Here is a 25,442-nt window from a genome sequence, read left to right as displayed (position 1 = left end):
CTCACCAAACCGGAACGGCGAAAACCGGGGCAGGGTGGTCATCGCCGAAGTGATCGCAGCCCGATCACAACAGTGTTTCATGCATGTGAACGGATAAACGCGCAGACTGCGCGGCAAGTTATCTGGAGGATGTCATGTCAGTCACACGTCGCGGGTTTGCAGGGATGATCGGGGCGGGGGCGTTGACGCCGCATGCTCTTTGGGCGCAGGCGGATCCGGTTCTTGATGCCATCCGCTCCACGCTCTACGGCACAAGCTCCGAATTTGCCGATGGCATGGCGCTGCTGAAATCGCGGGGCAATCCGGATGTAGTGCCTGCCTTGCTGACCGGGTTGCGGTTTTCCAGACGGCGGCGCGACGAGATCGCTAAGGTGATGGAAGCCCTGACGGGCGAAACCCTCGGCACCGACTGGTTCGACTGGATGCTCTGGCAGGAACGCAATCCGCAGATCGTCCCGCATCCGTCGCTGATCCCGTTCAAACGCGAAGTGCTGCTGGGAGTTGATCCGAATTTCGATGTGTTCCTGCGGCCAGAGTATCTGGCGCGCGACAAGATGAAGATCAGGCTGGAGGAAATCGCCTGGGGCGGGGTCAGCAAGGATGGTATCCCCTCGCTCGACAACCCCGACTTGATCCCGGCCCCGCGTGCCAACTATCTGAGGCCCGACGATCTGGTCTTTGGTGTCGCGATCAATGGCGACGTGCGCGCTTATCCGCTGCGCATCATGGGGTGGCACGAGATGTTCAACGAAGTGATCGGCGGGGTGCCGGTCGCCTTGGCGTATTGCACCCTGTGCGGCTCCGGCATCTTGTTTGAGACGCAGGTCGCGGGTCGGTCAAAACCGCTGATTTTCGGTTCTTCCGGTTTCCTCTATCGTTCGAACAAGCTGATGTTTGATCGCGAAACCCATTCGTTGTGGAACCAGTTCACCGGCAAACCCGTTGTCGGTCCCCTCGCCGATAGCACCATACAATTGAAACAGCGCCCCGTGGTGATCACCACATGGGAAAACTGGACATCTTCGCATCCGAACTCCAAAGTGTTGTCCCTCAATACGGGCCATCGCCGCAACTATGGCTCGGGCGTTGTGTATCGGGAGTATTTTGCCTCTTCAGATCTGATGTTTCCCGCATTGGTCGACCAGACAGAGCATCGGCAGAAAGACTATGTCTTTGCCATCCGCCAGTTCGGCGCCGCTAGGGCCTGGCCGCTAGCTGCATTTGAAGAAAAGCGTGTCATCAACGATGCCATCGCCGACACGCCGCTGCTGCTGGTTGGAGATGTTTCGCGCCGTACCGTGCGCGCCTATGAGCGAAACGCACATAGCTTCACAGCATCTGGCGGCGCACTGACGGATGAAACCGGTCAGATTTGGAAGGTGACAGAGGACGCGCTGGTGAGCCCTGACGGAAAGCGCCTGTCACGTGTCGCTGGACATATTGCCTATTGGTTTGCCTGGGATAACTATCTGGGTGACGCCGCGAGCGTGTACAGCGCGTATTCTCAGTGAAGTGCGGTCGTCCCTTTCGTAGCGCCGCCGGTTTATACACAGTTATTAAAACGAAGCTTCAAATTGATGCAAAGTCACTTTTGATGAGAGTGGTTTTCTGCCCGCCACTGTCTTGGGACGTGGGTTGAGTATTCGCAGCCCGGATCGAAGATCGTTCGCTACCAGCGTGATGATCCCGTCGCTTATCGGCATGGACGATCCTGGTTTTCCCGGTCGCTCCCAAGCCTAGCGGATACCATTTGTCTTCGCATTCTTCAAAGGCCACTGCATAAGCAGGCTGTGGTGCTGTGAGCTCGAAGATGTATTTCTGACCCAACCGAAAAGACGAAACATCATCTTGGAGCGGCTTTCGGCTGGCGATCCCAAACTGATCCACTGGCATAACGAACAAACCGCTTTCGACACTGTGGGTTTCCCAAAACACATCCCATGGATCAAGACGTGGATATTGGAACAGCTCCGGCGCTTCGCTTCGCGCAAATTCAAAATGGTTCGTCGCGAGTCATTCATGGATGTTACGCATCTTGTTGCGGTAAGACACACCGCGTTCGATGTTGGGATATTGTATCGGACGGCAAGAAAAGTAGCTGGACAAACACTCTCGTGAAAGCCCTAGCATACAAAGCTCAAATGGATGTCACTGGACTTTGCGATATGGTGAAATGGTGCCCATACGTCTCCACATTAAATGCATAAAGAATTGATAATTAAAATATTATATTAGCGAAAATTACTAGTACCCCCAATCATACCCCCAAAGAGCTGGTTGTCCGGTCACGTATCCGGGCGGGAAGCCGACCTTTGCTGCACCAGCACAAGGTTCTAAGTCTTTCTGACAAAGCCGACATTGATCAGACCATACACATGTAGCGGTCAGACTTGCTGAGCCTTGAGCGAGATGCCAGCTGGCTCTGTTCAATGCCATACCGACTTCGGCGGCACATGCCCTCCTCCGGGCGAAGTACGCTTGATGTTCACCTTTCATGCTCCAGGTGTTGAAAGCCTCTACCTTCGCTGCTTGTCGAACTACGTGACGGCCCGCTCAAGCAATCGAATACACTTTGTCACGACGACGGGTGCTGGGGCTACAAGGACATGGAGGAAAATCGTTTCTTCCGGATGGATGTTAAACGCCTCTTTTGCCGACAGTATATCAAAGATTCCGCACCCAGCCCGACCAGTTCCAAGTGTCCAAACCAGAATGACAGGGATGGGAAAGTCGGTTTCTAGAAGACGAACATATCCGCTTCGGGCAGACCGAATTGCACCTCTGACAGATCGTACGTCGCCTCCGGCACGCCTGGTTGCGCATCACTGTTCCAGCCCAGCGGTCCTTTTGCGACGTTCTCTGGCGTGTTGGGGTCCCATTCGAAATCAGGGGCGCCGCCGTTCACCTCTACGGCCAGGATATCGCCGTCCGCAATTCGTTGATTCAGTACCGCGGCGCTTGCGTCCATCAACTGCGCAATAGGCCTCCAAATCTGCTCGTCAGCGACGAAATCGCTGTAGTTGAAGTAGTTCGCAAACAGTATCGCGTGCTGTCCGTTCTGCACAGCCACCAGAATATCGTCGGGGTCCGCTCCGCTGCCATCAGTTTTGAACCCGGACGGATCGAACAAGTACTCGTTGAATGATAGCGCATCACCCCAAACGTTGAACCCATAGATGTGATCGAAGCCACTATTGCTGCTGAAATGAACCACATTGTCACCGGACCAGAGGTGGATAATGTCGTCCCCGCTTCCGCCGTCAACGAGGTCGTCGCCAAGCCCTGCGAAGATCATATCGTCGTTCATACCACCTCTGATCGTGTCGTTGCCCTCATCCCCACGCAGGGTATCGAAACCATGATGGCCAAGGATGCTGTCGTGTCCGAGACCGCCGTCGACGCTGTCATTCCTTGCGCCCGCATCAATGACGTCGTTGCCATCGCCGCCGTCGATCATGTCATCACCGTCTTCACCAATCAGGGTGTCATTGCCGTGGTCACCGGTGATGGTGTCAAAGCCATCGCCGCCATTGATACTGTCGTCGTGATTGCCGCCGTGAAGCAGGTCATTGTCATCGCCGCCAAAGAGCGTGTCGTTGCCGTCTCCGCCCCACATGGAGTCTTGGCCTTCATATCCGGTCCCGGCGTCATCGCCACCGGAAAGCCACATCAGGTTGCTACCCATTGTGCCCTGCACCAGATCGTCGCCATTTCCAGTCTCAACACCTTCAATGTCGTAAATCTCATCGGTGCCCAGATTGCCGGCTTGGGCCAGTTCGGCCCAGAGCCAGACCTTTACATCGTCGTTCGTGTCATAGACCACCCGGTCGAACCCAGAGCCGCCCCAGATGCTGTCATTACCAGCATCCCCTTCCAGAGTATCTCTGCCTTCGCCACCGTAGATCACGTCATCATCTTCGCCACCGAAGATCTTATCGTGGCCAGCGCCGCCCTCCAGCGTGTCCTCGCCATCGCCGCCGCCCATGGAATCGTTGCCGTTTTCGCCCCAGAGGTGGTCATCGCCTTCATTCCCGGCCAGCGTATCGTGATCGTTGCCGCCGTAGATGCTGTCTTCGTCTTTGCCCCCGGAGATCACATCATTTCCGCCATGGCCGTAGAGCGTGTCATTGCCGCGCATGCCGTTGATGACGTTGTCACCATTGTCGCCCCGGATCTTATCGTTGCCGGAGCCGCCAGTGACATTTTCGAAGTTGTAGATCTCGAAGTGAATGTCATGATCGACGATCTTCCAATCGTTGATCCCCTTGTCCCAATAGACGTAGTTGGGCATCTCGATCCGGCCGTACTCCTGGCCAAGGTCCAGAACGATGTCTTCATCCACATGGCCCAGGCTGAACCAGTCCGTGCCGGCGCCTCCATCAAAATACACCTTGTCGGGAGACTTGGTCGGGCTCCAATCCACTTTAGGGTTGAAGACGACAAAGTCGTTGCCGCCCAAGAAGTAAAACCAATGCGTCCAGTGATTGCCCGCGGTCGTCGGGTGCCCTTCATCATTGCTCACCGAATCAATGTAAAAATAATCCGAGTTGTTGGTTCCGATCACGTCATAGAAGGTAATTTGTGTGTTTGGTTTACCCATTCTCTTACTCCTTTCGAGACCCGGCACGCGTCGCTAAGTCTTTGATCAATATTTAAAACTGCGCGCACAACGCGCCCGCGCAGCACTCACCTTCATCAAAAGACAAATTCGTCGGACAGGATCGGGTTGAGGCCACCGAAGGGGTCGTCCTCTTCGGGGCTCCACCCGCCTGGCGCACCCGGGCCGGGCTCGATGCCGACAATCGACAGATCCTCGATCTTGGCCTGCAGGTCGTCCTCGTGGATGCCCTCGAACCGCGCGATCCACTGCCAGCCCGCATCCTGAGTCTCGGCGCCAAGGTAGGTGTCGTCGCCGATCATCATCAGCGTCGTGAGATCATCGAGCGTCTTGCCCTTGACCTCATAGACCTTCAGGAACCCGGGCCCGAACTGCAGGATGTCGGAGTTGAGGTTGAAATCGAGGATATTGGAGAACCCGACCGCGCCCGCTTCCCAGGCCACGATGTCGTTGCCCTTGCCGGTGTGGATCTCGTTCTCGCCCTCGCCACCGATCAGCAGATCGTCGCCGCGCCCGCCCCGGATGACGTCGTTGCCTTCACCGCCGTCGATGGTGTCATTGCCCGACGCGCCTTTCAGCGTGTCCTCGCCCTCGCCGCCGGTGAGATCGTCGTGGCCGATCCCGCCGCCGATGGAGTCGTCACCCAGCGAGCCCTCGATGACATCATTGCCATTGTCGCCATAGAGCGTATCGGCCCCTTCGGCACCGGAGATCGTGTCGTGACCGTCACCGCCGTACATAAGATGCGTCCCGGTGAACCCATTGATGTAGTCGTTGCCGTCGCCCCCCATGACCGTGTCATTGCCAGACCCGGACTGGATGATGTCGTCACCGTTGCCGCCTTCGATGCTGTCATGGCCGGAGCTGCCTATCAGCGTGTCTTCACCCTCACCGCCGATCAGCGTGTCGTTGTCGGCGCCACCATTCACGGAGTCGTCCCCGTCGCCCCCGCTGATGAGGTCATCACCATCGCGGCCATAAAGCGTGTCGTCGTCATCCTCGCCAAGGATGGTGTCGTCCCCGTCACCGCCTTCTACGGTGTCTGCGCCGTCGCCGCCGTTGATGTAATCATGGCCCTCTTGTCCCCAGAGATTGTCGGCCCCGGCATTACCCAGGATCGAGTCGTTGCCATCACCCGCATAGGCGGTGTCGTTGCCGGAGCCGAGGAGGATCGCGTTGTCATCGCTGTTGCCATAGACCAGCGCATCGCCGCTGCCGAGGATCAAGGCCCCTTCAATGCTGTTGAACGTGTCCTCGCCCATGGCGCCATAAGAGCCGCCAAGGTCCAGCCGGACCTCGACGAAATCGGGTGTGTCATAGACTGCGAGGTCCAGGCCGGTGCCGCCATTGAGCACGTCATCGCCGAGGCCGCCCTCCAGATCGTCATCGCCGCCGCCGCCGTTGAGCGTGTCGTCCCCTTCGTCACCATGCAGCTCGTCGTTGCCTTCGCCGCCGTTGATCAGGTCATCCTCGCTGCCGCCCCAAAGGGTGTCGTTGCCATCGTCGCCAAACATCGAGTCGGTGCCGGACCCGCCGTACATGACATCGTTGTCGTCATCGCCGCTCATCCAGTCGCCGCCGTTGTCGCCATGCATGGTATCGGCGCCAAAGCCACCCTCCATGAAGTCGCCGTGTTCGCCGCCATGCATGCTGTCGTTGCCATAGCCGCCGTCCAGGGTGTCGTTGCCGGTCCCTCCGTAGACTATGTCATCATCCCACCAGCCGAAGAGGGAGTCGTTTCCGGCATCGCCCCTGACAGTGTCATTCCCGTGGCCCCCATCGACGAAATCCGCATGGTCACCACCTCGCACGGAGTCATTGCCGCCCCCACCGAGCACCGTGTCCATGCCGTCACCGCCGATGAGCACATTGGCAGCGAGGTCGCCTTTGATGTAGTCGTTGCCCTGACCGCCGGTGACGTTCTCGATGGAATCGTAGTATTCCTTCGCGTCGTATTCGGTGTACACAGACTGGCCGGTCTCCGGCTCGTACAATGTGTAATTTAGACCGTGAATCTCACCCCAGCCAAGGTTCAGACGGATGTTCAGGTCATAGGTCGACCAGGCGTAGCTGACCGTGTCGCTGCCTGATCCGCCGAAATAGTAGTGATCATGAAAGTTCCGGCTGTAGACATCACCCCCCTGGCCCGGCGTGTAGTAAAACGTGTCATTGCCGCCGTGGCCAAAAATCTCCCGATTCCAAGTGTGGTCGAGAAATTTGGGATGGAAGTTGATGTTGATGTGATCATCTTGGGTCGCGTGACCATGGATGGCTGTCTTTGCGGGCATAATCGTTACTCCTTTTCAAGCAGACGCAACGCGTCAGGTGCCGTCTAAACCGATGTGGATTTGTGTGATGCTGAGCTCTGGCCAGCGGGAAGTCGGATAAAGGAGTATTGTGGGACGTCCCGTCCGACGGGAGACGCGTAGACGTGTCCGTGGCATGTCACGGTTTCAAGTGTATTCCGCATATCTCAACTGTCCTTTACTCACACCACACTCGACCAGAGCGTCGAACGAAGACGTAGGTGCATCATCAGATGCCACCCATTTCCCCGATGGTTTCCTTCGACCCCGACGATATACTGGTCATCCCTGACAGCGGAACCCGCACGCCCGCAGGTAGGTCTTGCAGGAATACGGGCTCGGTATGTTGTTTTTTAAATCAAATGACTAGGATTAGAATTTGTAGCTTGGAGGTAGTTCACGGGGTCTTCCGGAAAACCATCTTGCCTAAGCTCCTTGCAAAGCGTTTTTTAATTCGCGAGACAACGACCACGCCGTTTCAAACTAAACAGACTCGACCTCGGCGGCCCTCGAAGTTAAGCCGACGAGGACCAGCACTGGCCTGCTGCTGGTTTTGTGGACACCGAGATAAGATGTTCATGAAACTGGAGAATCTAGATGACGAGAAGAGCATTCAGCCGCGAGTTCAAGCAGGAAGCGGTGGAGTTGATAACGAAGCGTGGCGTCAGCACGGCGCAGGCTTCAAGGGATCTTGGAATACACGGACTGTGCTTCGCCGGTGGGTGCGGGCATCTGAGACAGACGGGTCGGCTGCGTTCCCCGGTCACGGCAAGCTAACCCCAGAACAGGAAGAGCCCAGGAACCTGCGGCGCGAAGTGTCGAAACTGAAGGCGGAGCGGGACATCTTACAAAAGGCCGCGGCCTACTTCGCCAAGGACCAGCTGTGATGTTTGGGTTTGTGGCGAAACAGCGAGGGATCTGGCCAGTCAGTTGGATGTGTGACGCGCTCGGTGTGTCACGAAGCGGCTTCCATGCCTGGCTGACGCGATCACGCAGCGACCGGTCGATCCGCGACGAAGAGCTATCGGCGGCGATCCGTGCGAGCTTTCTGCGATCAGACCGAACCTATGGTGCTCGACGGGTCTGGCACGATCTTCTTGAAGAGGGCTATTCCTGCGGGTTGCATTGCGTCGAGCGATTGATGCGGCAGGCGGCCTTCAGAGCTCGTCCAAAGCGTCGGCAACCACCGAAAGACGAGGGTACGAGGTCGATCATAGCTGCCAACGTGCTTGAGCGAGAGTGCGACGCAAACGGCCCGAACCAGAAATGGGTGGCCGACTTCACCTACGTCTGGACGGCTGAGGGCTGGCTTTACGTCGCGGTCGTCATCGATCTGTTCTCGCGCCGTGTGGTCGGTTGGTCCATGAGCGATCAGATGGGGTTCGGATACTTAGCCATCAGCGTCACCTTCGAAAAGTGCGCGGATGTCTTCAACCTTCCAAACCGTAGTGCGTGGACCAAGTTTTTGTGGTTGTGGAAAGCGCCCTTCTTTCACACCCTGCCACCATGCAGACTTTGAAACTGGGATGGGTCCGGCAGGCGCTAAAATCTGGGAAAGACGTACGAGGCCGGTCTGGGGAAATACTGTATTGTCCATTCTGATCAATCCTTGTGTGAGGTGATGTGATCAGGTTCTGGATCAAAGCTTGAAATCAGAGGGGAAACAGGTTTCGCCGCCCGGAAACAGTTATAGGCCTATGATTTTAAAAGAATTAAATCCCGCTATTTCCTGAGGAAATAACCTTACTCCGGCTTCCAGTCCTCAGGTAGTTTCTCTGAACCTTCTCGGAGATACTTTCGAATTGTTTTGCTGGTTAGGTTCAGGCCCAGACGATCTGCGATTCCTTCTATCTCATTGGGAATGTCGCTGCGCTTCTCTTTGGGATCGAAGCCGTATGCATCTATCGCCATCGCCGCTATGAGCTTCACCAATGACGCACGCTCGCGACCGTCAAGCTTGCCATCATTCTTGTTCGTCAAATCAGGCTGTGAACCTTTGCCAGCCGTTGCCGCTCTACGCGACACCAAATCGTAAAAACCAGAGTGGACCGTCAGATTAACTTCATTTAGCCATGTGAACAGTTCACCGAACTTTGGTTTGTTTCTTTGGTCGTAGGGGTCGAATTTTCGCCGGATTATTTCCCTGTGACGGCTCATATAGGTTGTCACTTCATCGGCCTTTTGCCTGCTGCCTAGTTGGTCAAACTCTTTAATTGACGCGACAAACTGCTGTTCTGGTTCAAACCCGACTGACAGCCATACAACCTCATCCAGTGACAAAAATTCGTGCTTTGCCCAGTGTTCAAAATCGGCCAATTGCTTTGTGCCAAAGAGCGGCGCTGAATACCACGGCTTCAGTCGACCAAACGTCACCTCCACCTCTTTTCGGTATCTTGCAACGAATTGTTTTGCATCTTCCGATAGGGTCTTTCCGTCGGTGCCAAAAGACTGCTCAAGTTGCTCCGGCGGAAACTGCGATAGTTCGGTGCGGATCTGCTTCGACATTTCGTCGCGTTTTGCAAACAAGCGCGACATCCGCACTTTGTATTCATCACCCATTGGCGGGATTTCCGGTTCGTTCGGGCCAATGAACAGACCTCCGCCAATTTGCGTGAGTATTCAGAGAAAGCGAGCAACTTGTTCTGATTTGTCCATAATTCATGTGTCGTTGTTCAATGTCGGATCAACTTGACCTTAGTTCATCAACATATCCAGCCCACCAGTTTGAAAGTCTCATCCGCTCGTCCCAATGTGCGCCTCGTGCATACGCCCTGCGCACTTCGTTGCGTTCCTCATGTGCCAAAGCACGTTCGATTGCGTCGGGGTTCCAAAGGCCGCTTTCGTTGGCCAATGTTGAAAAAGGTGGCGGGGAATCCGTGAGCCGTCATTTCGTTGCCGGAATACCCCATGCGCCGGAGTGCCGCGTTCATGGTGTTTTCGCTCATCGGTCGGTGCCATGAGCGCAGGGAGGGGAAGAACTATTCGCTTGCGCCGGTCAGAGGGCGCAATTCATCAAGCAACTTGATCGCTTGATCCGCAAGAGGGACAAAGTGATCGCGGCGCATCTTCATTTTGCCAGCAGGGATGGCCCATACTTTTTCTGTTTCGTCGAACTCGCTCCATTTGGCATGCCGCAACTCTCCGGGGCGCTGGGCAAGTAACGCCAGAAGTTGAAGAGCAATGCGCGTTGTCGTCTGACCATCAAAGACGTCGATTTCACGCAAGAGTGCACCGAATGCTGTCGGATCCGTTATCGCGGAACGATGCTGGCGGGTTGGTCGGATCAGAGCATCGCGCAACGCATAGGTTGGGTCGGTTTCCGCAAGGCCACTTGCAACCGCATAGCGGAACACAGACCCAATGCGCGCGCGCAAGCGGTGCGCGGTCTCGTAGTTGCCCTTCGCTTCGACCTTTCGCAGAACTCGCAGGATCATCGGCGCGGTTATCGCAGTGATGGGTTTCTTCCCAAAATCGCGGTTGGCGAGCTTCAGATGATAAGCGGTTTTGTCGAGCGTGGCTTTTGACTTTCCTTCTTTGCGCTGCTTGGCCAAGAAGGCTGCACCTATCTTTTCGAAGGTTTGGCCACTGGCTTCCGCGCGACGCAGTTTTTCTTCCTGCTTCAGTTCTGATGGATCAAGGCCAGCGGCAAGGTTTGTTCGGGCGGCGTCCCGCAACTCACGGGCCTTGCTCAGGCCGACGGCAGGGTAGTCGCCGAACACAATGAGCTTTTCCTTACCGTCGATGCGGTACTTGAACCGCCATGACTTTGAGCCACTGACTTTGACCAGCACGAAAAGACCATCGAAGTCGCTTACTTTGTACGGCTTTGACTTGGATTTCAGGTTTCGAATCTTGGCGTCACTCAGAGGCATCTGGGGGTACGCTCCGCATCACGGGTTTCAGCGTACCCCCAAAATGACCCCCAATCTGGGGGTACGTCAGCGGACTGCAAAAAACTCAACTGGACAAACACTTTCATGAAACCCCTTATATACAGGGCCGAAATGGATGTCACTGGACTTTAAAATATGGTGAAATGGTGCCCCCACACGGACTCGAACCGCGGACCTACTGATTACAAATCAGTTGCTCTACCAGCTGAGCTATAGGGGCACTGCGCGGTCGTTTAGTCAGTTTGAGCGCGTCGCGCAAGAGGGGAAATGCGCCTTTGTTTGCGTTTGAACCCCAACGTTTCCCAAGCTAGTTTGACACCACGCAAATGCAATCGCGCGGAGCTTTATGCAACTGGTTTTTCACACGGGCGCACACTTCACTGAAGAAGAGCGACTCATGAAGTGTCTTTTGAAAAACAAGGAAGCTTTCGGAACGCGCGGCGTGGTTGTCCCGGGACCTGGCAAATATCGCAGATTACTGCGCGACACCATGGACGCTATGGACATCAGTGAACCGGCTGAAAACGCAAGGGAAATTCTGCTGGATGCCATATTGGACCACGCAAGCGCCGAGCGCGTTGTCATGTCGAACGGGCGATTTTTTGGCCCCGGCCGCCTGGCGGTACGGCGGGGGTTGATCTACCCGAAGGCCTCGAAACGAATGGTTCAGATGGCCCAGATATTTGAAACTGACCAGATCGAGCTCTTCATGGGGCTGCGCAACCCTGCGACCTTTTTGCCAGAAGCCTATCGGCGATCTTCGAAAGAGGGCCTTGCGGATTTCATGGGCGGGGTGGATCCGCGGGCGGTACGGTGGTCGGATACGCTGCTGCGGATACGGGAAGCGGTGCCAAAGATATCGATCACGGTGTGGTGCAATGAAGATGCCCCGCTGATCTGGCCAGAGATTCTCCGCGAGATTGGGGGGATGGATCACTGCGACGGTATAGAAGGGGAGTATGATCTCCTAAGCGAGATTATGGCACCCGAAGGCATGACCCGTTTTCTGGCCTATCTCGAAAAACATCCGACCATGACCGAAATTCAAAAGCGTCGCGTCATGGTGGCGTTTCTGGACAAGTTCGCAATCGAAGAGGCCATAGAGGAGGAGTTGGACATGCCCGGCTGGACAGAAGAACTGGTGGCCGAAATGACCCAGACCTACGACGAGGATGTTTTCGCCATCGCACGCATTCCGGGCGTGCAATTGATTTCCCCTTAGCCGACCCGGGTTACAATTCGACAGCAAGGCCGGTTTGCGCCGACTGTTGGGCCGCCATACCCAGTTCCACGGCGCGGAGACCATCTTCAAAGGTGACATCCGGCGTGTGCGACACGCCCCGGACCACATCCAGAAACCGCTGATGCTGATAAAAGGTGGACCCGTTGTGATCGCCTGCCGCCAGCAGTGCCGGGTCGACTGGAACAGCACGCATTTCAGGATGTTTGGGGGCGCGGGGGCTGATTTCCAGGATCGGCGTGGGCGCGGGTCCAAGGTCGTCCGGCCAGAAGCGGGTGGGGCCGGGAACGAAGGCTTCTATCTTTCCGGATGGGCCTATTGCCGCGATGGTTTCCTGATAGCGTGCGCCTTCGGCAAACATGCACAACTCCAGCATCGCACGGGCGCCACAGGCGAAATCGACGATCACGAACCCGTTGTCGAGGATGTCCGGCGTGGCCCCGTCATAGGTTTCTTCAAGGTGGTTCACGGATTGGCTGGCGCTGGCCATGACGCGGATCGGGTCACTGCCGATCATCAGGCGCATCAGGTCGAAGAAGTGGCAGCACTTCTCGACAAAGGTGCCGCCGGTCTGATGGTTGAACCGGTTCCAGTTGCCGACTTTCTGCAGGAAGGGGAAGCGATGTTCGCGGATGCTCAGCATCCTGATGCCGCCGGTGACGGTTTCGACATCGTCGAGCAAGGCGGCAATAGGCGGCATATACCGGTATTCCATGGCGACCCAGATCGGCGCGGGGTAGGCCGCCGCGATCTCCTTAAGGCGCGGGATGTCGGCAGGATTGGTCAGCAGCGGTTTTTCGACCAGCAGGGGCAGGGGATTGCGCGCCGCGATCTCTGCCATCTGATCGGCATGGCAGTGGTTCGGGCTGGTGACCACCAGACAGTCGAGCGCGCTTTCGGCCAGCAGGTCGTCCAGTGTCTCGGCAAAACGGGCGTTTGGCGCGAGGTCGGCGGCGACGGCGCGCATGGCAGCGTCCGGTTCATAGATCACCGTAACTGCGGTATCCGGCAAGAGGGCTATGTTTTTCAGATGCTCCTGGCCCATCATGCCGCACCCGATCATGCCATAGCGCGTTGTCTGTCCCATTTTTCTTCCTTACTTCAACCGCTGTACGTAGACAGATTTGTCCGTATCGAACCATGTACGGGAAAATTCAATAGGGTACGCGTCCGCGGCCCAGCTAAAGCGTTCGATGTAGCCGCAGGGCGTGCCTGCCGGGCCAAACCCGTCTGGCGTCCACGCGGGCAGGGCGCTGATGCTCACCCGATCCTCGGCGCGGGTGATCCAGAAATTCAGCTCTGACAGGTAGGTCTGATAGAGGGAATCACCCAGCATCTGGGGTGTCAGCACGCCCGCGCTGGCGTCGAGCCAGATTTCCTCCACGGCGATTGCTACATCATTGAGGTACCGTCTGCGGCGGATGCGTGTGGCCTGCGTGCTGCTGCCAAACGCAGGCAAATCCCGCGGCTTGTGCATGACGTCGACCTGCAGCACATCAGCCGTCGGCAGGCCGCCGCCCGACAGCAGCTCCAGCCGGAACATGGCATAGACGCCCATGGGTTTGCGCGGTTTGCGCACGTAGTTGCCGGACCCTTGCACACGATCCAGCAGCCCCTTTCTGTCCAGCTCCGCAAGTGCTTTGCGCAAGGTGCCGATGGAGGCACCCAGCGCCACGGCCATCTCGCGTTCGGGCGGCAGGCGTTCGCCATCAAGCAAGCGGCCCGCGTCGATGTCGCGGATCAGCAATTCGGTCAGCTGAATGTATTTTGGCAGCGCGGTGCTGCGGGAGGGTGGGTGCGTCATTCTCTCGGGCCGTATCGACATCAAAAATTGATACACCATTGATCTACTATTTTGACGGTGCTATTCAAGACAGAAATCACCGCTGCCTGACAAAGGGAATTCTATGACCGTTGTGCCCGTCACCTCCGCCGATCTCGATGCGGCCGAAGTCTCGTGGTTTTCCGCGCTGTGCTCGGATGACTACCAGTTTCTGGGTGTGCCGGAGGGCGATCTGCGCTCAAGCTGGGCGCATTGTTCGGACATTGTGAAGACGGCCGAGGCGCAGGGTTTCCGCAACATTCTTTGTCCGTCGTCTTATCAGGTCGGGCAGGACACGTTGAGTTTCGTGGCGGGCTGCGCGCCGATCACGTCTAAAATCAATCTGCTGGCCGCCGTGCGTTGCGGCGAGATGCAGCCCATCATGCTGGCGCGCACCATCGCGACACTCGATCACATGCTGGAAGGGCGGCTGACGGTGAACATCATCAGCTCGGATTTCCCGGGCGAGAAGGCGGATAGCAACTATCGCTATCAGCGATCCCGCGAAGTGGTGGAGATTCTCAAACAGGCCTGGACCCGAGATGAGATCAACTACGAAGGCGAGGTCTACAATTTTACCGGCCTGACCACCGATCCAGTCAAACCCTATCAGACCGGCGGGCCGCTGCTGTACTTCGGGGGTTACTCTCCTGCAGCGCTCGATCTCTGTGCGGAGCATTGCGACGTTTACCTGATGTGGCCCGAGCCCAAGGACGCTATTGCCGGGCGGATGCAGGCCGTTCATGAACGAGCAGCCGAGAAAGGCCGAACATTGGATTACGGGCTGCGCGTGCATATGATCGTGCGCGATACCGAGGCCGAGGCCAAGGAATACGCCGACTACATCGTCTCCAAGCTGGATGATGACTACGGGCGCAAGATCCGCGAACGGGCGCTCGATGCCACGTCGCTGGGCGTGTCTCACCAATCGAAGAACCGCGATATTGCCGATGAGTTCGGTTACGTCGAACCGCACCTCTGGACAGGAGTGGGCCGGGCGCGCTCGGGTTGTGGCGCGGCGTTGGTGGGCTCTGCCGATCAGGTGCTCTCGGAGATCGAAGCCTATCAGAAGATGGGCATCCGCGCGTTTATCTTCTCGGGCTATCCCCACATCGACGAGGCCGAACACTTCGGTCGCCTTGTGATGCCGCATCTGAAAACCTGTTCTATGCCCGAGGCCTATGGCCGCGTGCCGCAGAGCGCGCCGCTCACCCCTCTTGCCGCCGGAGACCGTCGCTGATGGACCGTGTTACCCTTTCAGACACCGTTGAGTTCAGCCGCATCGTCTATGGCATGTGGCGCTTGGCGGATGACGACGATACCTCGCCCGCGCATGTGCGGGCCAAGATTGACGCCTGCCTTGCGCAGGGTATCACCACGATGGATCAGGCCGACATCTATGGCGGCTACGCTGCCGAAGAGGTGCTGGGTGCGGCGCTCAAGGAAAGCCCCGGCCTGCGTGACCAGCTCGAGATTGTGACAAAATGCGACATCGTCGCGCCCTTCGGTAAGTATGCGGACCGGCGGGTTAAATACTATGACACCTCGGCGGCGCATATTCAGGCGAGCGTCGAGGCCTCTCTTAGCTACATGGGGATCGAGCAGATAGACCTGCTGCTGATCCACCGCCCCGACCCGATGATGGATGCGGCTGAGACCGGCGGCGCGCTGGATGCGCTGATCCAGAGCGGCAAGATCAAGGCAGCGGGTGTGTCGAACTTCCGCCCGTGGGACTGGGACCTGCTGCAATCGGCGATGACCAACCCGCTGGTCACCAACCAGATCGAGATCAGCCTCGCCGCCCGCGATTGCTTTACCAACGGCGATCTGGCGCATCTGCAGCAGCATCACATCAGCCCGATGGCCTGGTCGCCGCTGGGCGGCGGCAGCCTGATGACCGACGACAGTGCCGTCGCGCAAAAGATGGATGCCCTCGCGCAGGCACAGGGCGTCGATCGCGCCGCTGTCGCCGTGGCGTGGCTGCTAGCCCATCCGGCGGGCATCCTGCCGGTCATGGGCACCAACACCCTGTCGCGCATCGCCACATTCAGCGATGCGTTCAAGGTCGAGATGGACCGCCAGACGTGGTTCGAACTCTACGAGGCCGCAAACGGTCAGGAGGTGCCATGATGGCGGATGGAACACGGACACTGGCCCGGTTGAACAGCTTCATGCCGGGTCCGGACACGCAGAGACAGTTTCGCTCGGCCCTCGGGCAGTTCGGCACCGGGGTCACGGTGGTCACCGCGCAGACGCCGACCGGTCCCATCGGGATGACCGCGAATTCCTTCTCCAGCGTCTCCATGGAGCCGCCCCTGGTGCTGTGGTGCCCGGCGAAATCCTCCAGCCGCTATGCCCATTTCATCGCCGCCAAGCATTTTGCGGTCCATGTCATGGGGATCGAGCACGAAGAGATCGCCATGGGTTTCGCCAAATCCGGGCAGGCCTTTGACGGGCTCGATGTGACGCTCAATGCCGAAGGTGTGCCGCTGCTGGGCGATTGTCTTGCCCGCTTCGAATGCACCACCCACCAGATCCACGACGCGGGCGACCATTCGATTGTTCTGGGCCGCGTGCGCTCAGCTGCGTTCCGGGAGGGGGACGCGCTGATTTTTTGCCAAGGCCGGTTCAGACGGTTTGACAATCAGGCCTAAAAGGCCAACCAATGGAGCGTGTGGGGAAAACCCGCACGTCGTGACCCGGAATACCCGGGCACAAGGGAGGAGGCTCCGGAATGGGAGCATTGCTGGCGGTGATGACACCGCTCAGGCTGGTCAATGAGGCCGTGCTCAAACTGGGCAGGGGTCTCGGCGTGGTGGCAGTGGCTCTTATGGTCACGGCGATCCTCATTCAGGTGTTCTATCGTTACGTGCTGAACAATGCGCTGCCCTGGCCAGACGAGGCGGCGCGGTTCTGCATGTTGTGGATGACCGGTCTGATGGCGCCCACAGCCTTTCGTCGTGGCGGGTTTGTGGCGATCGACACGGTCGTGCGGTTGCTGCCCGCGCGGATCGGGGCGCTGATCTCGCTTCTTCTTCTGTTTGTCAGCCTCGGGGTTCTGATCGTCGCGATGCAGATCGGCTGGTCTGAAGTGACCGGTTTTGCAGGGAAATTCACGACTGCCTCGCTCTATCTGCCAACGGATCTGAGCTTTGAGGCGTGGTTCCGCGTACCGCGCAGCTGGATGATGGCCTCGCTGCTTTTTGGTGTGATCATGTTGATCTCGGTGAACATCGAGCTGATCCTGCGCGCGTTCGTCAAGATGATGGGCGGGGCAGATGCACTGCCACCCATTGCGCTCGAAGAACAAGTGGGGGCTGAATAATGCTGGTCTGGTTCCTTCCGCTGTTTCTGCTGTTCTTGATGATCGGTCTGCCGGTGTTCTTTGGCCTTCTGGCCGCGCCCGGTATCCTGCTCTGGCTGAACGGGCAGGAGCGCGACATCACGCTGCTTTATCGCAATCTCTACAACGGGATGGACAGCTTCCCGCTGATGGCGATCCCTTTCTTTATGCTTGCGGGCGAGCTGATGAACCGGGGCGGCATCACCATGCGGTTGGTCGAGTTTTCCCAGGCGATGATGGGCCATTTCCGGGGCGGCCTGGCGCATGTGAATATCCTGTCGTCGATGCTCTTTGCCGGGCTGTCGGGGTCGGCGGTGGCCGACACCTCGGCGCTGGGGTCGATGTTGATCCCCGCGATGGAAAAACAAGGCTACACCCGCCGCTTTGCCGCCGCCATCACGGCGGCCAGTTCGGTGATCGGGCCGATCATTCCGCCCTCGGGCATCATGATCATTTATGCCTATGTGATGGGCGAGAGCGTCGCGGCGCTGTTCCTTGCGGGGATTGTGCCGGGGGTTATGGTAGGCCTCGGTCTGATGCTGATGGTGAAATTCCAGGCGGATAAATACGACTTCCCGGTCGCCACGAAAAAGCATTCCTGGGGTGAACGCGGGCAGGCGAGCCTCAAGGCGTTCTTCCCGCTGCTGACGCCGGTGATCATCCTTGGTGGCATCCTCGCGGGGGTCTTTACGCCCACAGAAGCGGCGGCGGTGGCAGTGGCCTATGCGCTGGTCATTGGACTGTTTGTCATGCGCACGCTCAAGCTCAGCGACCTGCCGGATGTGCTGAACCGCGCAGGGATCACCTCTGCCGTGGTGCTGCTGTTGGTGGGGGCCGCGATGGCCTTCAAGACAGTCGTGAGCCTCAGCCACGCGCCCGAGACCATGGCCGAATTCGTCCTCAGCCTGACCAGCAACCCGCTGATCCTGCTGTTCCTGATCAACCTGCTGCTCTTCATCGTCGGCATGTTTCTCGATGCGGGCCCCGCGATCATCATCCTCGGCCCCATCCTTGGCCCGATCTTCGTGAGCCTCGGGGTCGATCCGATCCACTTTGCGATCATCATGAGCGTGAACCTGACCGTCGGCCTCGCGACACCGCCCATGGGGTTGGTGCTCTTTGTCGCCTCATCGGTCTCGGGCGAACGGGTCGAGACCATCTCCAAGGCGATCCTGCCGTTTCTGGCGGTTGAGATCCTCGTGATTTTCTTAATTACCTACATACCCGCCATATCCATGACGGTTCCGCGTCTGACGGGTTTTGCAAACTAAACGACATCCAATGGGAGGAAAAACATGATCAAAAATACCCTGAAATCGCTGACCGTGGCGGCGATGCTTGCGGGCACCGCGATGGCGGCGGCGGCGCAGGACTACACGCTGCGCGCAACGGCCAACTCAAATGAGAACGACGAGGATTACGATGGCCTTGTGGTCTTCAAGAACTACGTCGAGGCGGCCTCGAATGGCGCCATCGCGGTAGAGCTTTTCATCGGCACGCAACTTTGTGGCAACGGCGCGGAATGCCTGCAGGGTGTGGCCGATGGCACCGTCGATATTTTTGTGTCCACGTCCGGCGGCGCCTCGGGGATCTTCCCCTACGTACAGGTGCTCGATCTGCCCTATCTGATGGCCGACGACCGGATTGCCGAGCATGTTCTCTCGGGCGATTTTACCCGGAAAATGCGTGACATGGCGCTGGAAGATTCTGGCGACTCGATCCGCCTGATGACCATCGGCAACACAGGCGGATGGCGCAACTTTGCCAACACCAAGCGCCGCATCGCAGAGCCGTCGGATATGGAAGGCCTGAAGATCCGCACCGTCGTCGCCGACCTGCCGCAGGAACTGGTAAAAGCCTTGGGCGCGGCCCCCACGCCGATCCCATGGCCCGAGCTTTTCACCTCCTTCCAGACCGGTGTGGTTGAGGGTTCCAAGAACGGGATCACCGACATCATGGGCATGAAATTCCCGGATGCTGGCCTGAAATACGTCACGCTGGATGGCCACGCCTACATGGGCGCGCTCTGGTGGATGAACAACGCGCGTTTCACCGAGATGCCGGAAGACATGCGCCGCGTGGTGGTTGACGGTTTCTATGCACTGCAGCAGGCGACCTTTGCCTCGCCCAAGCGCAAATCCATCGAGGCGTATGAGCAGTTCGTGGCCGAAGGTGGGGACCTCTACGTGCCAACGCCCGAGCAGAAAGCTGCCTTCAAGGAAGGCGCTGCCCCGGTGTTCGACTGGTTCAAAGGCAACGTAGGCCGTGGCGAAGAGATTTTTGACGCGCTGGCCGCAGCCGTGGCCGAAGCCGAAGAAGAGATTGGGGCCGCCCGCGCCGCCGATCTTAACTGATACTCACAAAAGTCGGAGAAGGCCCGCACATCTGGGCCTTCTCCCTCTGCTTCATTGTTCCAAAAATATGCCCGGCGGTGCGGTCCTGTGCAGGTGCCACGATTGCGGTGCCAAACGTCAGGCGATCCTTACCGGAACGGATACATCCAAACCTTGTAGTCACCCACGAGAACATGCGCTTTTTCGATCTCCTCAGCGGTCATCTTCTTGACGACTTCCTCAAGGCTGATCGCAGCATCCGGGTCACCCCCAATCGCGGACAGCGTGTACCACATGTAGGCCCGCACCAGGTCAGGCGCAGGCATCCCGCGCCCAACTTCATAGTACCAGCCGACCCCGGACTGCGCTCCCGGATGTCCCTTCATCGCCGACCGCAGGTACCAGTCAAACGCCCGGATATCGTCACGGGGCACACCAAGGCCCATGGCATACATGACACCCATCAACTCCTCGGCATCCGCATTCCCGGACCGCGCGGCGGGCCAGAGCGCCTCGTAGGCCTCCTCAAAGCGGCCCTCTTCCATCATGTCGCGCGCCTCTTCGATTTCCGCAAAGACTGGGGACGCAAGAAACGCAAGCACAAGACATATGGCGCGCATGGGGTTCTTCTCTCCTGTTTCGCAACCGCCGCATTCGCGGGGGATTTGCCGCCGCCTCTGACGGCGACCGACTTTCCGGACTTCGACCGGGGTCAGGCCGCTCTGGGCCACTCCTTGTTCTACGATACCATCCTGTCGGGCAACCGGAATATCTCCTGTGCGCATTGTCACCACCCGGATTTTGGCACGGGGGACGGGCTTTCGCTTGGGATCGGAGAAGGCGGGCAGGGTCTGGGACCCGAGCGCACCCCCGGCATCGGCCTGTCCCGCATCGCCAAGCGCATCCCGCGCAATGCGCCGGGGCTGTGGAACCTCGGCGCGCGCGATCTGACGGTGATGTTTCACGACGGGCGGTTGAGCACGTCCGGTCTCTTTGGCAACGGTTTCAACTCTCCGGCGGAGGAGTGGCTGCCACAGGGGCTCAACTCCTTGCTGGCCGCGCAGGCGCTGTTTCCGTTGGTGGCGCAGTTCGAGATGGCGGGCAACCCGGGTGAGAACGAAGTGATCGGCGCGGTGCATGACCGGATCGACAACGCCTGGCCGATCCTGGCCAAACGGGTGCGTACGGAAACTGACTACGGCGCGCGCTTTGTCGCCGCGTTCGATCACATCGAGACACCGGAAGAGGTGACGATCGTCGAGATTGCCAACGCGCTGGCGGCCTTCATGACCATCGAATGGACCAGCATCGACAGCCCCTTTGATCAGTATCTCGCCGGGGACAGTGCCGCGCTGACGATGGACCAGAGGGCGGGCATGGATCTTTTCTACGGCAAGGCGGCGTGCAGCACGTGCCACGCCGGGGCGCTCATGAGTGATCAGGAATTCCATGCGCTGGGGCTGCCTGCCTTTGGGCCCGGCCGGACACGGGTCTTTGACCCCTATGCGCGTGACGTCGGGCGGATGGGCGAGAGCAATCGCCTCGAGGATGCCTATGCCTTCCGCACGCCGATGCTGCGCAATGTGGCGCTCACCGCGCCTTATGGGCACAACGGGGCCTATGCGACGCTGGAGCAGATGGTGCGTCATCATCTTGATCCGGCGGCGATGCGCGCCACGTGGCAACCGGTGGACGCAGCACTGCCAAAGGTGCCCTGGCTGGCGGCAACCGACTTCATCATCCAGTCGGACAGGCGCGAGATGGCGCGTCAGGCGCAGGTTGTACCGGCGCGTGGGCCCGACCTCAACGACATCGAAATTGCTCAGATCGTTGCGTTTCTGGAGAGCCTGACCGGCACATCGGTCGATACCCCGCCCTTCGGCGTGCCCGTGTGGTTCACGCCTTAAGCGCGTCGGCCAGCGCGTGATAAGACGCTTTCGGCGTCCGCTCCAAGGTCTCGAAATCCACATGGATCAGGCCAAAGCGTTTCTCGTACCCCAGCGCCCATTCGTAATTGTCCATCAGCGACCAGAAGGTGTAGCCCGCCAGCGGCACGCCTTCGGCCATCGCCTGCCGTGCCGCGGCGATATGGGCGTTCAGATAGTCGATGCGCGCCTGATCCGGCACGCCGACCTCATCCGGGTTGGCCATGCCGTTTTCGGTGACGTAGAGCGGCAGGCCCTGGGTGTAGGTCTCATGCACCCAGGTCAGGAAGTGATGCAGGCCTTTGGGAAAGATTTCCCATCCCATCTGCGTTTTCGGCAGGGGGCCGTCGACCTCCTCATGCGCGGGCCAGGGGCCGTCCACCGGCGCGATGCGCTTGCAGGTGTAGTAATTCAGCCCGCACCAATCCAGAGGTTGGCCGATCAGGTCGAAATCCTCTTCCCAACCCTTTGGCATATGGGGGGCGAGACCTTCCATCACGTCGCCGGGGTAGGCGCCCTTGAAGAGCCCCTCTAGGAAAAACCGGTTGTAATAGCCGTCATAAAGCTGTGCCGCCGCCGCCGCTTCGGGCGTGTCATCCACAGGGTGCGCATATTCGAAATTGCACACGGCCCCGAGGTTCTTCATCCCCAGCGCGCGCATCGCCTGAATGGCGCGGCCATGGCCCGTGAGCACGTGATGCATCGCATGGGCGGTGGCGCGAATGTCGCGGAGACCGGGCGCGTGATGGCCCATGAAATGCGACAGCCAGCCGACACACCACGGCTCGTTGATCGGGGCTGCGCTGAACACCCGGTCGCCGATGCGCTTCATGATGACGGTGGTGTAGTCCGCCAGCCAGTGCGAGATGTCCGGATTGCGCCAGCCGCCCAGATCGGCGAGCGGCACGGGCAGTTCCCAGTGGTACAGCGTCACCATCGGGTTCAGGCCCCGCGCCAGCAGCCCGTCGACCAGCCGGTCGTAGAAGTCCAGACCTTCCTCATTCGGCGTGCCACGACCCTCTGGCAGCACCCGCGCCCAGCTCGTGGAAAACCGATAGGCATCCAGCCCCAGCGCCTGCATCAGGTCAAGGTCTTCTTCCATCCGGTGATAGTGATCGCAGGCGATATCGCCATGCTCGGCCCGCACCACGTTGCCCGGCGTCGCGGCGAATGTGTCCCAATGGGTCTTCCCCGCCCCGCCAAAGCTATGACCTTCGATCTGGTAGCTTGAGGTGGCCGCGGCAAATTGGAAATCCACCGGGAAGTCCGATCTTTTGAAATCCATCTTATCTTCCTTTGGGGCAGGGGCCGGTAGAGCCGCCTATGATGAGTTCCGCGTCCCAGAGCTCTGTTGCCATGCCTTGTTGTGGTATCTTGATCTGGTCAATCAATAATTCTGCGCACCGGCGACCGGCTGCCCGCACCGACGAGCGCATCGCCGTGAAAACAGGCGTCGTTCGCCCGTTGGGAAGGTAGGAGATATCATCGTCGAAACACAGGATCGAGATGTCCCGTCCCATCACAAGGCCACGCTCTTCAATCGCGCGTCTGACACCAAGGGCGGATACGATGGAAGAGGCAACAAAAGCGGTGGGCGGTTCCGTGCTGTCCAGCATATCATGCGCGGAGGCATAGCCGTGGGGCTCGCTCATCTCGCCGGAGCGCATCAGGGCGGTCTCGGGTGTTATGCCTGCTGCTGTCAACGCCGCCAGATATCCGTCGCGCCGCCGCTGCGCAAAATCCATCCGTTCTTCGCCATTTATCAACCCGATACGGCGGTGATCAAGGTCCAGCAAATGGGCGGTGCCGGTTTCGATTGCGCGTTTGTTGTTCACGTCCAGCCATGAATAGGGCGTTGTCACCTCGGAGGCGCGCCCGTGCACAAGGAACGGGATGTCCAGATTGGAAAGAAAGGAAATCCGCGGATCATCGCGGGCAGGCGAGTGCACGATGATGCCATCGACTGCGCCCTTTTCGGCAACCCCCTGGTAAGCGTTGAGTTCATCCTCGTCCCGGACCAGCGAAAGGCTCATGCTATAGCCGTGCTGGGCGTAAATCTCCCCGGCACCGGCGATGAAATCCGCAAATACGATGTTCACCATTTCGTTCTGTTTTGAGAAGGGGATGATGTGCCCGATGGACATCGACCGACCTGTCGCCAGCGTTTGCGCCCGGATGTTGGGACGGTAGTTGAATTTGGCCGCCGCCGCTGCGACCCGCTTGCGGGTTTCCTCATTAACTTCCGGGTACCCGTTCAGCGCGCGGCTGACCGTGGTCTGGGACAGGTTCAGCCGTTCTGAAAGCTCGCGTAGATTCATAAGACCTGCAGTTTCATTTTTACTCTCAAACAGATCACAGCCTAGGCAGCCTGCTTCCGCAGGTCAAAGCGGAAACGTCGGGAAGAGGTGCCCACTCGGCTCAGAGCATTGAAAACTTGTCCAGAAACCCAACCGCGAGTTGACACATTTGACACCTTCCTCCAATTTTCAGACATCCAAAGCGCTTTGAAGTGATTCTTTGCGCCCAAAAAATGGTCAAGACGATGTCGAAACAGGCATTGCAACGGGAGGAACTCATGAAGGCACGTTTTTACGCGGGTGCTGCGGCACTGGCTCTTTTCGCTGGGACGGCCCATGCGGATGGGCACCAGCCCTTTGCCGTGGGCGAGGGCGATTTCAGCTGGGACAGCTACACTGAATTCGCTGACAAATACGACCTGAGCGGTCAGACGGTCGAGATCACCGGCCCCTGGACCGGCGATGAAAAGGAAAAGGTGGACAAGGCGTTTGCCTATTTTACCAGCGCCACGGGGGCCACGGTCAATTACTCCGGTTCTGACAGCTTTGAGCAGGACATCGTGATTTCCGCGCGCTCCGGCTCCGCGCCGAACCTCGCCGTCTTTCCGCAACCCGGCCTCGCCGCTGATATGGCCAGCCAGGGGCTGCTGACGCCGCTGCCCGATGGCATGTCCGACTGGGTGCGTGACAACTACGCGGCCGGTCAGTCCTGGGTCGATCTGGGCACCTATGCGGACCAGAACGGCGACGACCAGATGTACGGCATCTTTTACCGGGTCGATGTGAAATCTCTGGTCTGGTACTCGCCCGAAGCTTTTGACGAGGCGGGCTATGACATTCCCGAAACCATGGAAGAGCTGAAAGAGCTCACCGATCTGATCGTGGAAGAGGGCGGCACACCCTGGTGCATCGGTCTGGGATCCGGAGCTGCGACCGGCTGGCCGGCGACCGACTGGGTCGAAGAGATGATGCTGCGCACGCAGGCGCCTGAGGATTACGACGCCTGGGTGGCCAATGAGATGAAGTTCGACGACCCCAAGGTCATCGCGGCCATTGAGGAATTCGGTGCTTTTGCCCGCAACGATGATTACGTCGATGGCGGGGCCTCCGCGGTTGCCAACACCGACTTCCGCGACAGCCCGGCAGGTCTCTTCTCGATCCCGCCAAAATGCTACATGCACCGTCAGGCCTCCTTCATTCCGGCCTTCTTCCCGGAAGGGACAACCGTGGGCGACGATGTAGATTTCTTCTACTTCCCGGCCTATGCGGAAAAAGACCTGGGCAAGCCGGTGCTGGGCGCGGGCACGCTTTTCGCCATCACCAACCCGTCCGAAGCTGCCAACGCCTTCGTCGAGTTCCTGAAGACACCTATCGCACATGAACTGTGGATGGCGCAGGGTGGTTTCCTGACGGCCCATGCGGGCGTGAACACCGAGATGTATCTTGAGGACAGCCTCAAGGCGCAGGGCGACATTCTGCTGAATGCGACCACCTTCCGCTTTGATGCCTCCGACCTGATGCCGGGTGAGATCGGCGCGGGCGCCTTCTGGACCGGTATGGTGGATTACACCACCGGGGCCAGTGCCGAAGAGGTTGCCAAAGGCATTCAGGACCGCTGGGACACCATCCAGTAAGGCTCTTGCACATGGGTCCGGCGGTGTGTGC

20 protein-coding genes, 1 tRNA gene and 1 pseudogene are annotated in these 25,442 nt (G+C 58.7%); 11 read left to right on the top strand and 11 right to left on the bottom strand.

What is annotated here, in order from left to right:
* Positions 1-134: 134 nt before the first annotated feature.
* Complete coding sequence (locus tag Q1A07_RS01115) at positions 135-1,511, top strand: DUF3179 domain-containing protein (protein WP_299777016.1); 1,377 nt, start codon at positions 135-137, stop codon at positions 1,509-1,511.
* Positions 1,512-2,737: 1,226 nt separating this feature from the next.
* Here the strand turns inward: Q1A07_RS01115 and Q1A07_RS01110 are convergent.
* The gene (locus Q1A07_RS01110; RefSeq protein WP_299777015.1) at positions 2,738-4,600 is read right to left on the bottom strand and encodes a calcium-binding protein; all 1,863 of its coding nucleotides are present in this window, start codon (positions 4,598-4,600) and stop codon (positions 2,738-2,740) included.
* A gap of 95 nt (positions 4,601-4,695) precedes the next feature.
* On the bottom strand, positions 4,696-6,906 hold the full coding sequence (locus Q1A07_RS01105; RefSeq protein ID WP_299777014.1) for a calcium-binding protein: 2,211 nt from the start codon (positions 6,904-6,906) through the stop codon (positions 4,696-4,698).
* A 615-nt stretch (positions 6,907-7,521) separates the two neighbouring features.
* Between Q1A07_RS01105 and Q1A07_RS01100 the strand changes: the two are divergent.
* Positions 7,522-8,302 (top strand): annotated as a pseudogene (locus Q1A07_RS01100) (IS3 family transposase); the annotation flags it as partial.
* A gap of 12 nt (positions 8,303-8,314) precedes the next feature.
* Here Q1A07_RS01100 and Q1A07_RS01095 read toward each other — a convergent pair.
* From Q1A07_RS01095 to Q1A07_RS01080, 4 genes are all read right to left on the bottom strand, one after another.
* On the bottom strand, positions 8,315-8,521 hold the full coding sequence (locus Q1A07_RS01095; protein ID WP_299777013.1) for an AlpA family transcriptional regulator: 207 nt from the start codon (positions 8,519-8,521) through the stop codon (positions 8,315-8,317).
* Positions 8,522-8,667: 146 nt separating this feature from the next.
* On the bottom strand, positions 8,668-9,483 hold the full coding sequence (locus Q1A07_RS01090; RefSeq protein ID WP_299777012.1) for a hypothetical protein: 816 nt from the start codon (positions 9,481-9,483) through the stop codon (positions 8,668-8,670).
* 419 nt (positions 9,484-9,902) lie between these two features.
* Positions 9,903-10,796: an integrase arm-type DNA-binding domain-containing protein gene (locus Q1A07_RS01085; protein WP_299777011.1), complete on the bottom strand. Its 894-nt coding sequence runs from the start codon at positions 10,794-10,796 to the stop codon at positions 9,903-9,905.
* A 165-nt stretch (positions 10,797-10,961) separates the two neighbouring features.
* A tRNA-Thr gene (locus Q1A07_RS01080) sits at positions 10,962-11,037 on the bottom strand.
* Between the two features lie 177 nt (positions 11,038-11,214).
* On the opposite strand from Q1A07_RS01080, the gene Q1A07_RS01075 reads away from it, so the two are divergent.
* The gene (locus Q1A07_RS01075; protein WP_299777009.1) at positions 11,215-12,039 is read left to right on the top strand and encodes a hypothetical protein; all 825 of its coding nucleotides are present in this window, start codon (positions 11,215-11,217) and stop codon (positions 12,037-12,039) included.
* A 10-nt stretch (positions 12,040-12,049) separates the two neighbouring features.
* Here the strand turns inward: Q1A07_RS01075 and Q1A07_RS01070 are convergent, their stop codons facing one another.
* Positions 12,050-13,144: a Gfo/Idh/MocA family oxidoreductase gene (locus tag Q1A07_RS01070; protein WP_299777007.1), complete on the bottom strand. Its 1,095-nt coding sequence runs from the start codon at positions 13,142-13,144 to the stop codon at positions 12,050-12,052.
* A gap of 9 nt (positions 13,145-13,153) precedes the next feature.
* Entirely contained in the window at positions 13,154-13,861 is a 708-nt protein-coding gene (locus Q1A07_RS01065; RefSeq protein ID WP_299777005.1) for a GntR family transcriptional regulator, read from the bottom strand.
* 103 nt (positions 13,862-13,964) lie between these two features.
* Here Q1A07_RS01065 and Q1A07_RS01060 point away from each other — a divergent pair, with 103 nt between their 5' ends.
* The 6 genes from Q1A07_RS01060 (at position 13,965) to dctP (ending at position 19,576) form a co-directional block, all read left to right on the top strand.
* Positions 13,965-15,119, top strand: coding sequence for an LLM class flavin-dependent oxidoreductase (locus tag Q1A07_RS01060; protein ID WP_299777003.1), 1,155 nt, complete (start codon positions 13,965-13,967; stop codon positions 15,117-15,119).
* On the top strand, positions 15,119-16,009 hold the full coding sequence (locus Q1A07_RS01055; protein ID WP_299777001.1) for an aldo/keto reductase family oxidoreductase: 891 nt from the start codon (positions 15,119-15,121) through the stop codon (positions 16,007-16,009). Before Q1A07_RS01060 ends, Q1A07_RS01055 begins: the two co-directional genes overlap by 1 nt.
* Entirely contained in the window at positions 16,009-16,533 is a 525-nt protein-coding gene (locus tag Q1A07_RS01050; RefSeq protein WP_299776999.1) for a flavin reductase family protein, read from the top strand. The genes Q1A07_RS01055 and Q1A07_RS01050 overlap by 1 nt, the downstream gene beginning before the upstream one ends.
* 80 nt (positions 16,534-16,613) lie before the next feature.
* Positions 16,614-17,204 carry a TRAP transporter small permease subunit gene (locus tag Q1A07_RS01045; RefSeq protein ID WP_299776997.1) on the top strand — a complete coding sequence of 197 codons (591 nt, stop codon included), beginning with the start codon at positions 16,614-16,616 and terminating at the stop codon, positions 17,202-17,204.
* Positions 17,204-18,493 (top strand): TRAP transporter large permease, encoded by a 1,290-nt coding sequence (locus Q1A07_RS01040; protein WP_299776995.1) that lies wholly within the window; start codon positions 17,204-17,206, stop codon positions 18,491-18,493. The genes Q1A07_RS01045 and Q1A07_RS01040 overlap by 1 nt, the downstream gene beginning before the upstream one ends.
* A gap of 24 nt (positions 18,494-18,517) precedes the next feature.
* Positions 18,518-19,576 (top strand): TRAP transporter substrate-binding protein DctP, encoded by a 1,059-nt coding sequence (dctP, locus tag Q1A07_RS01035; RefSeq protein ID WP_299776993.1) that lies wholly within the window; start codon positions 18,518-18,520, stop codon positions 19,574-19,576.
* A gap of 128 nt (positions 19,577-19,704) precedes the next feature.
* Here the strand turns inward: dctP and Q1A07_RS01030 are convergent, their stop codons facing one another.
* Positions 19,705-20,175, bottom strand: a complete 471-nt coding sequence (locus tag Q1A07_RS01030; protein ID WP_299776991.1) for a tetratricopeptide repeat protein — start codon at positions 20,173-20,175, stop codon at positions 19,705-19,707.
* Between the two features lie 45 nt (positions 20,176-20,220).
* On the opposite strand from Q1A07_RS01030, the gene Q1A07_RS01025 reads away from it, so the two are divergent.
* Positions 20,221-21,462 (top strand): cytochrome c peroxidase, encoded by a 1,242-nt coding sequence (locus Q1A07_RS01025; RefSeq protein WP_299776989.1) that lies wholly within the window; start codon positions 20,221-20,223, stop codon positions 21,460-21,462.
* Here Q1A07_RS01025 and Q1A07_RS01020 read toward each other — a convergent pair.
* Positions 21,452-22,765, bottom strand: coding sequence for a GH1 family beta-glucosidase (locus tag Q1A07_RS01020; RefSeq protein WP_299776987.1), 1,314 nt, complete (start codon positions 22,763-22,765; stop codon positions 21,452-21,454). The genes Q1A07_RS01025 and Q1A07_RS01020 overlap by 11 nt on opposite strands.
* Position 22,766: 1 nt before the next feature.
* Positions 22,767-23,798, bottom strand: a complete 1,032-nt coding sequence (locus Q1A07_RS01015) for a substrate-binding domain-containing protein (protein WP_299776985.1) — start codon at positions 23,796-23,798, stop codon at positions 22,767-22,769.
* A gap of 257 nt (positions 23,799-24,055) precedes the next feature.
* Here Q1A07_RS01015 and Q1A07_RS01010 point away from each other — a divergent pair, with 257 nt between their 5' ends.
* Complete coding sequence (locus Q1A07_RS01010; RefSeq protein ID WP_299776983.1) at positions 24,056-25,411, top strand: ABC transporter substrate-binding protein; 1,356 nt, start codon at positions 24,056-24,058, stop codon at positions 25,409-25,411.
* The last annotated feature ends 31 nt before the right edge of the window (positions 25,412-25,442 follow it).

This window comes from uncultured Roseobacter sp., from assembly GCF_947492555.1.
Taxonomy (GTDB): domain Bacteria; phylum Pseudomonadota; class Alphaproteobacteria; order Rhodobacterales; family Rhodobacteraceae; genus Roseobacter.
Note: the sequence above shows the minus strand (reverse complement) of the source record. Positions and strands in the feature narration are given on the sequence as shown.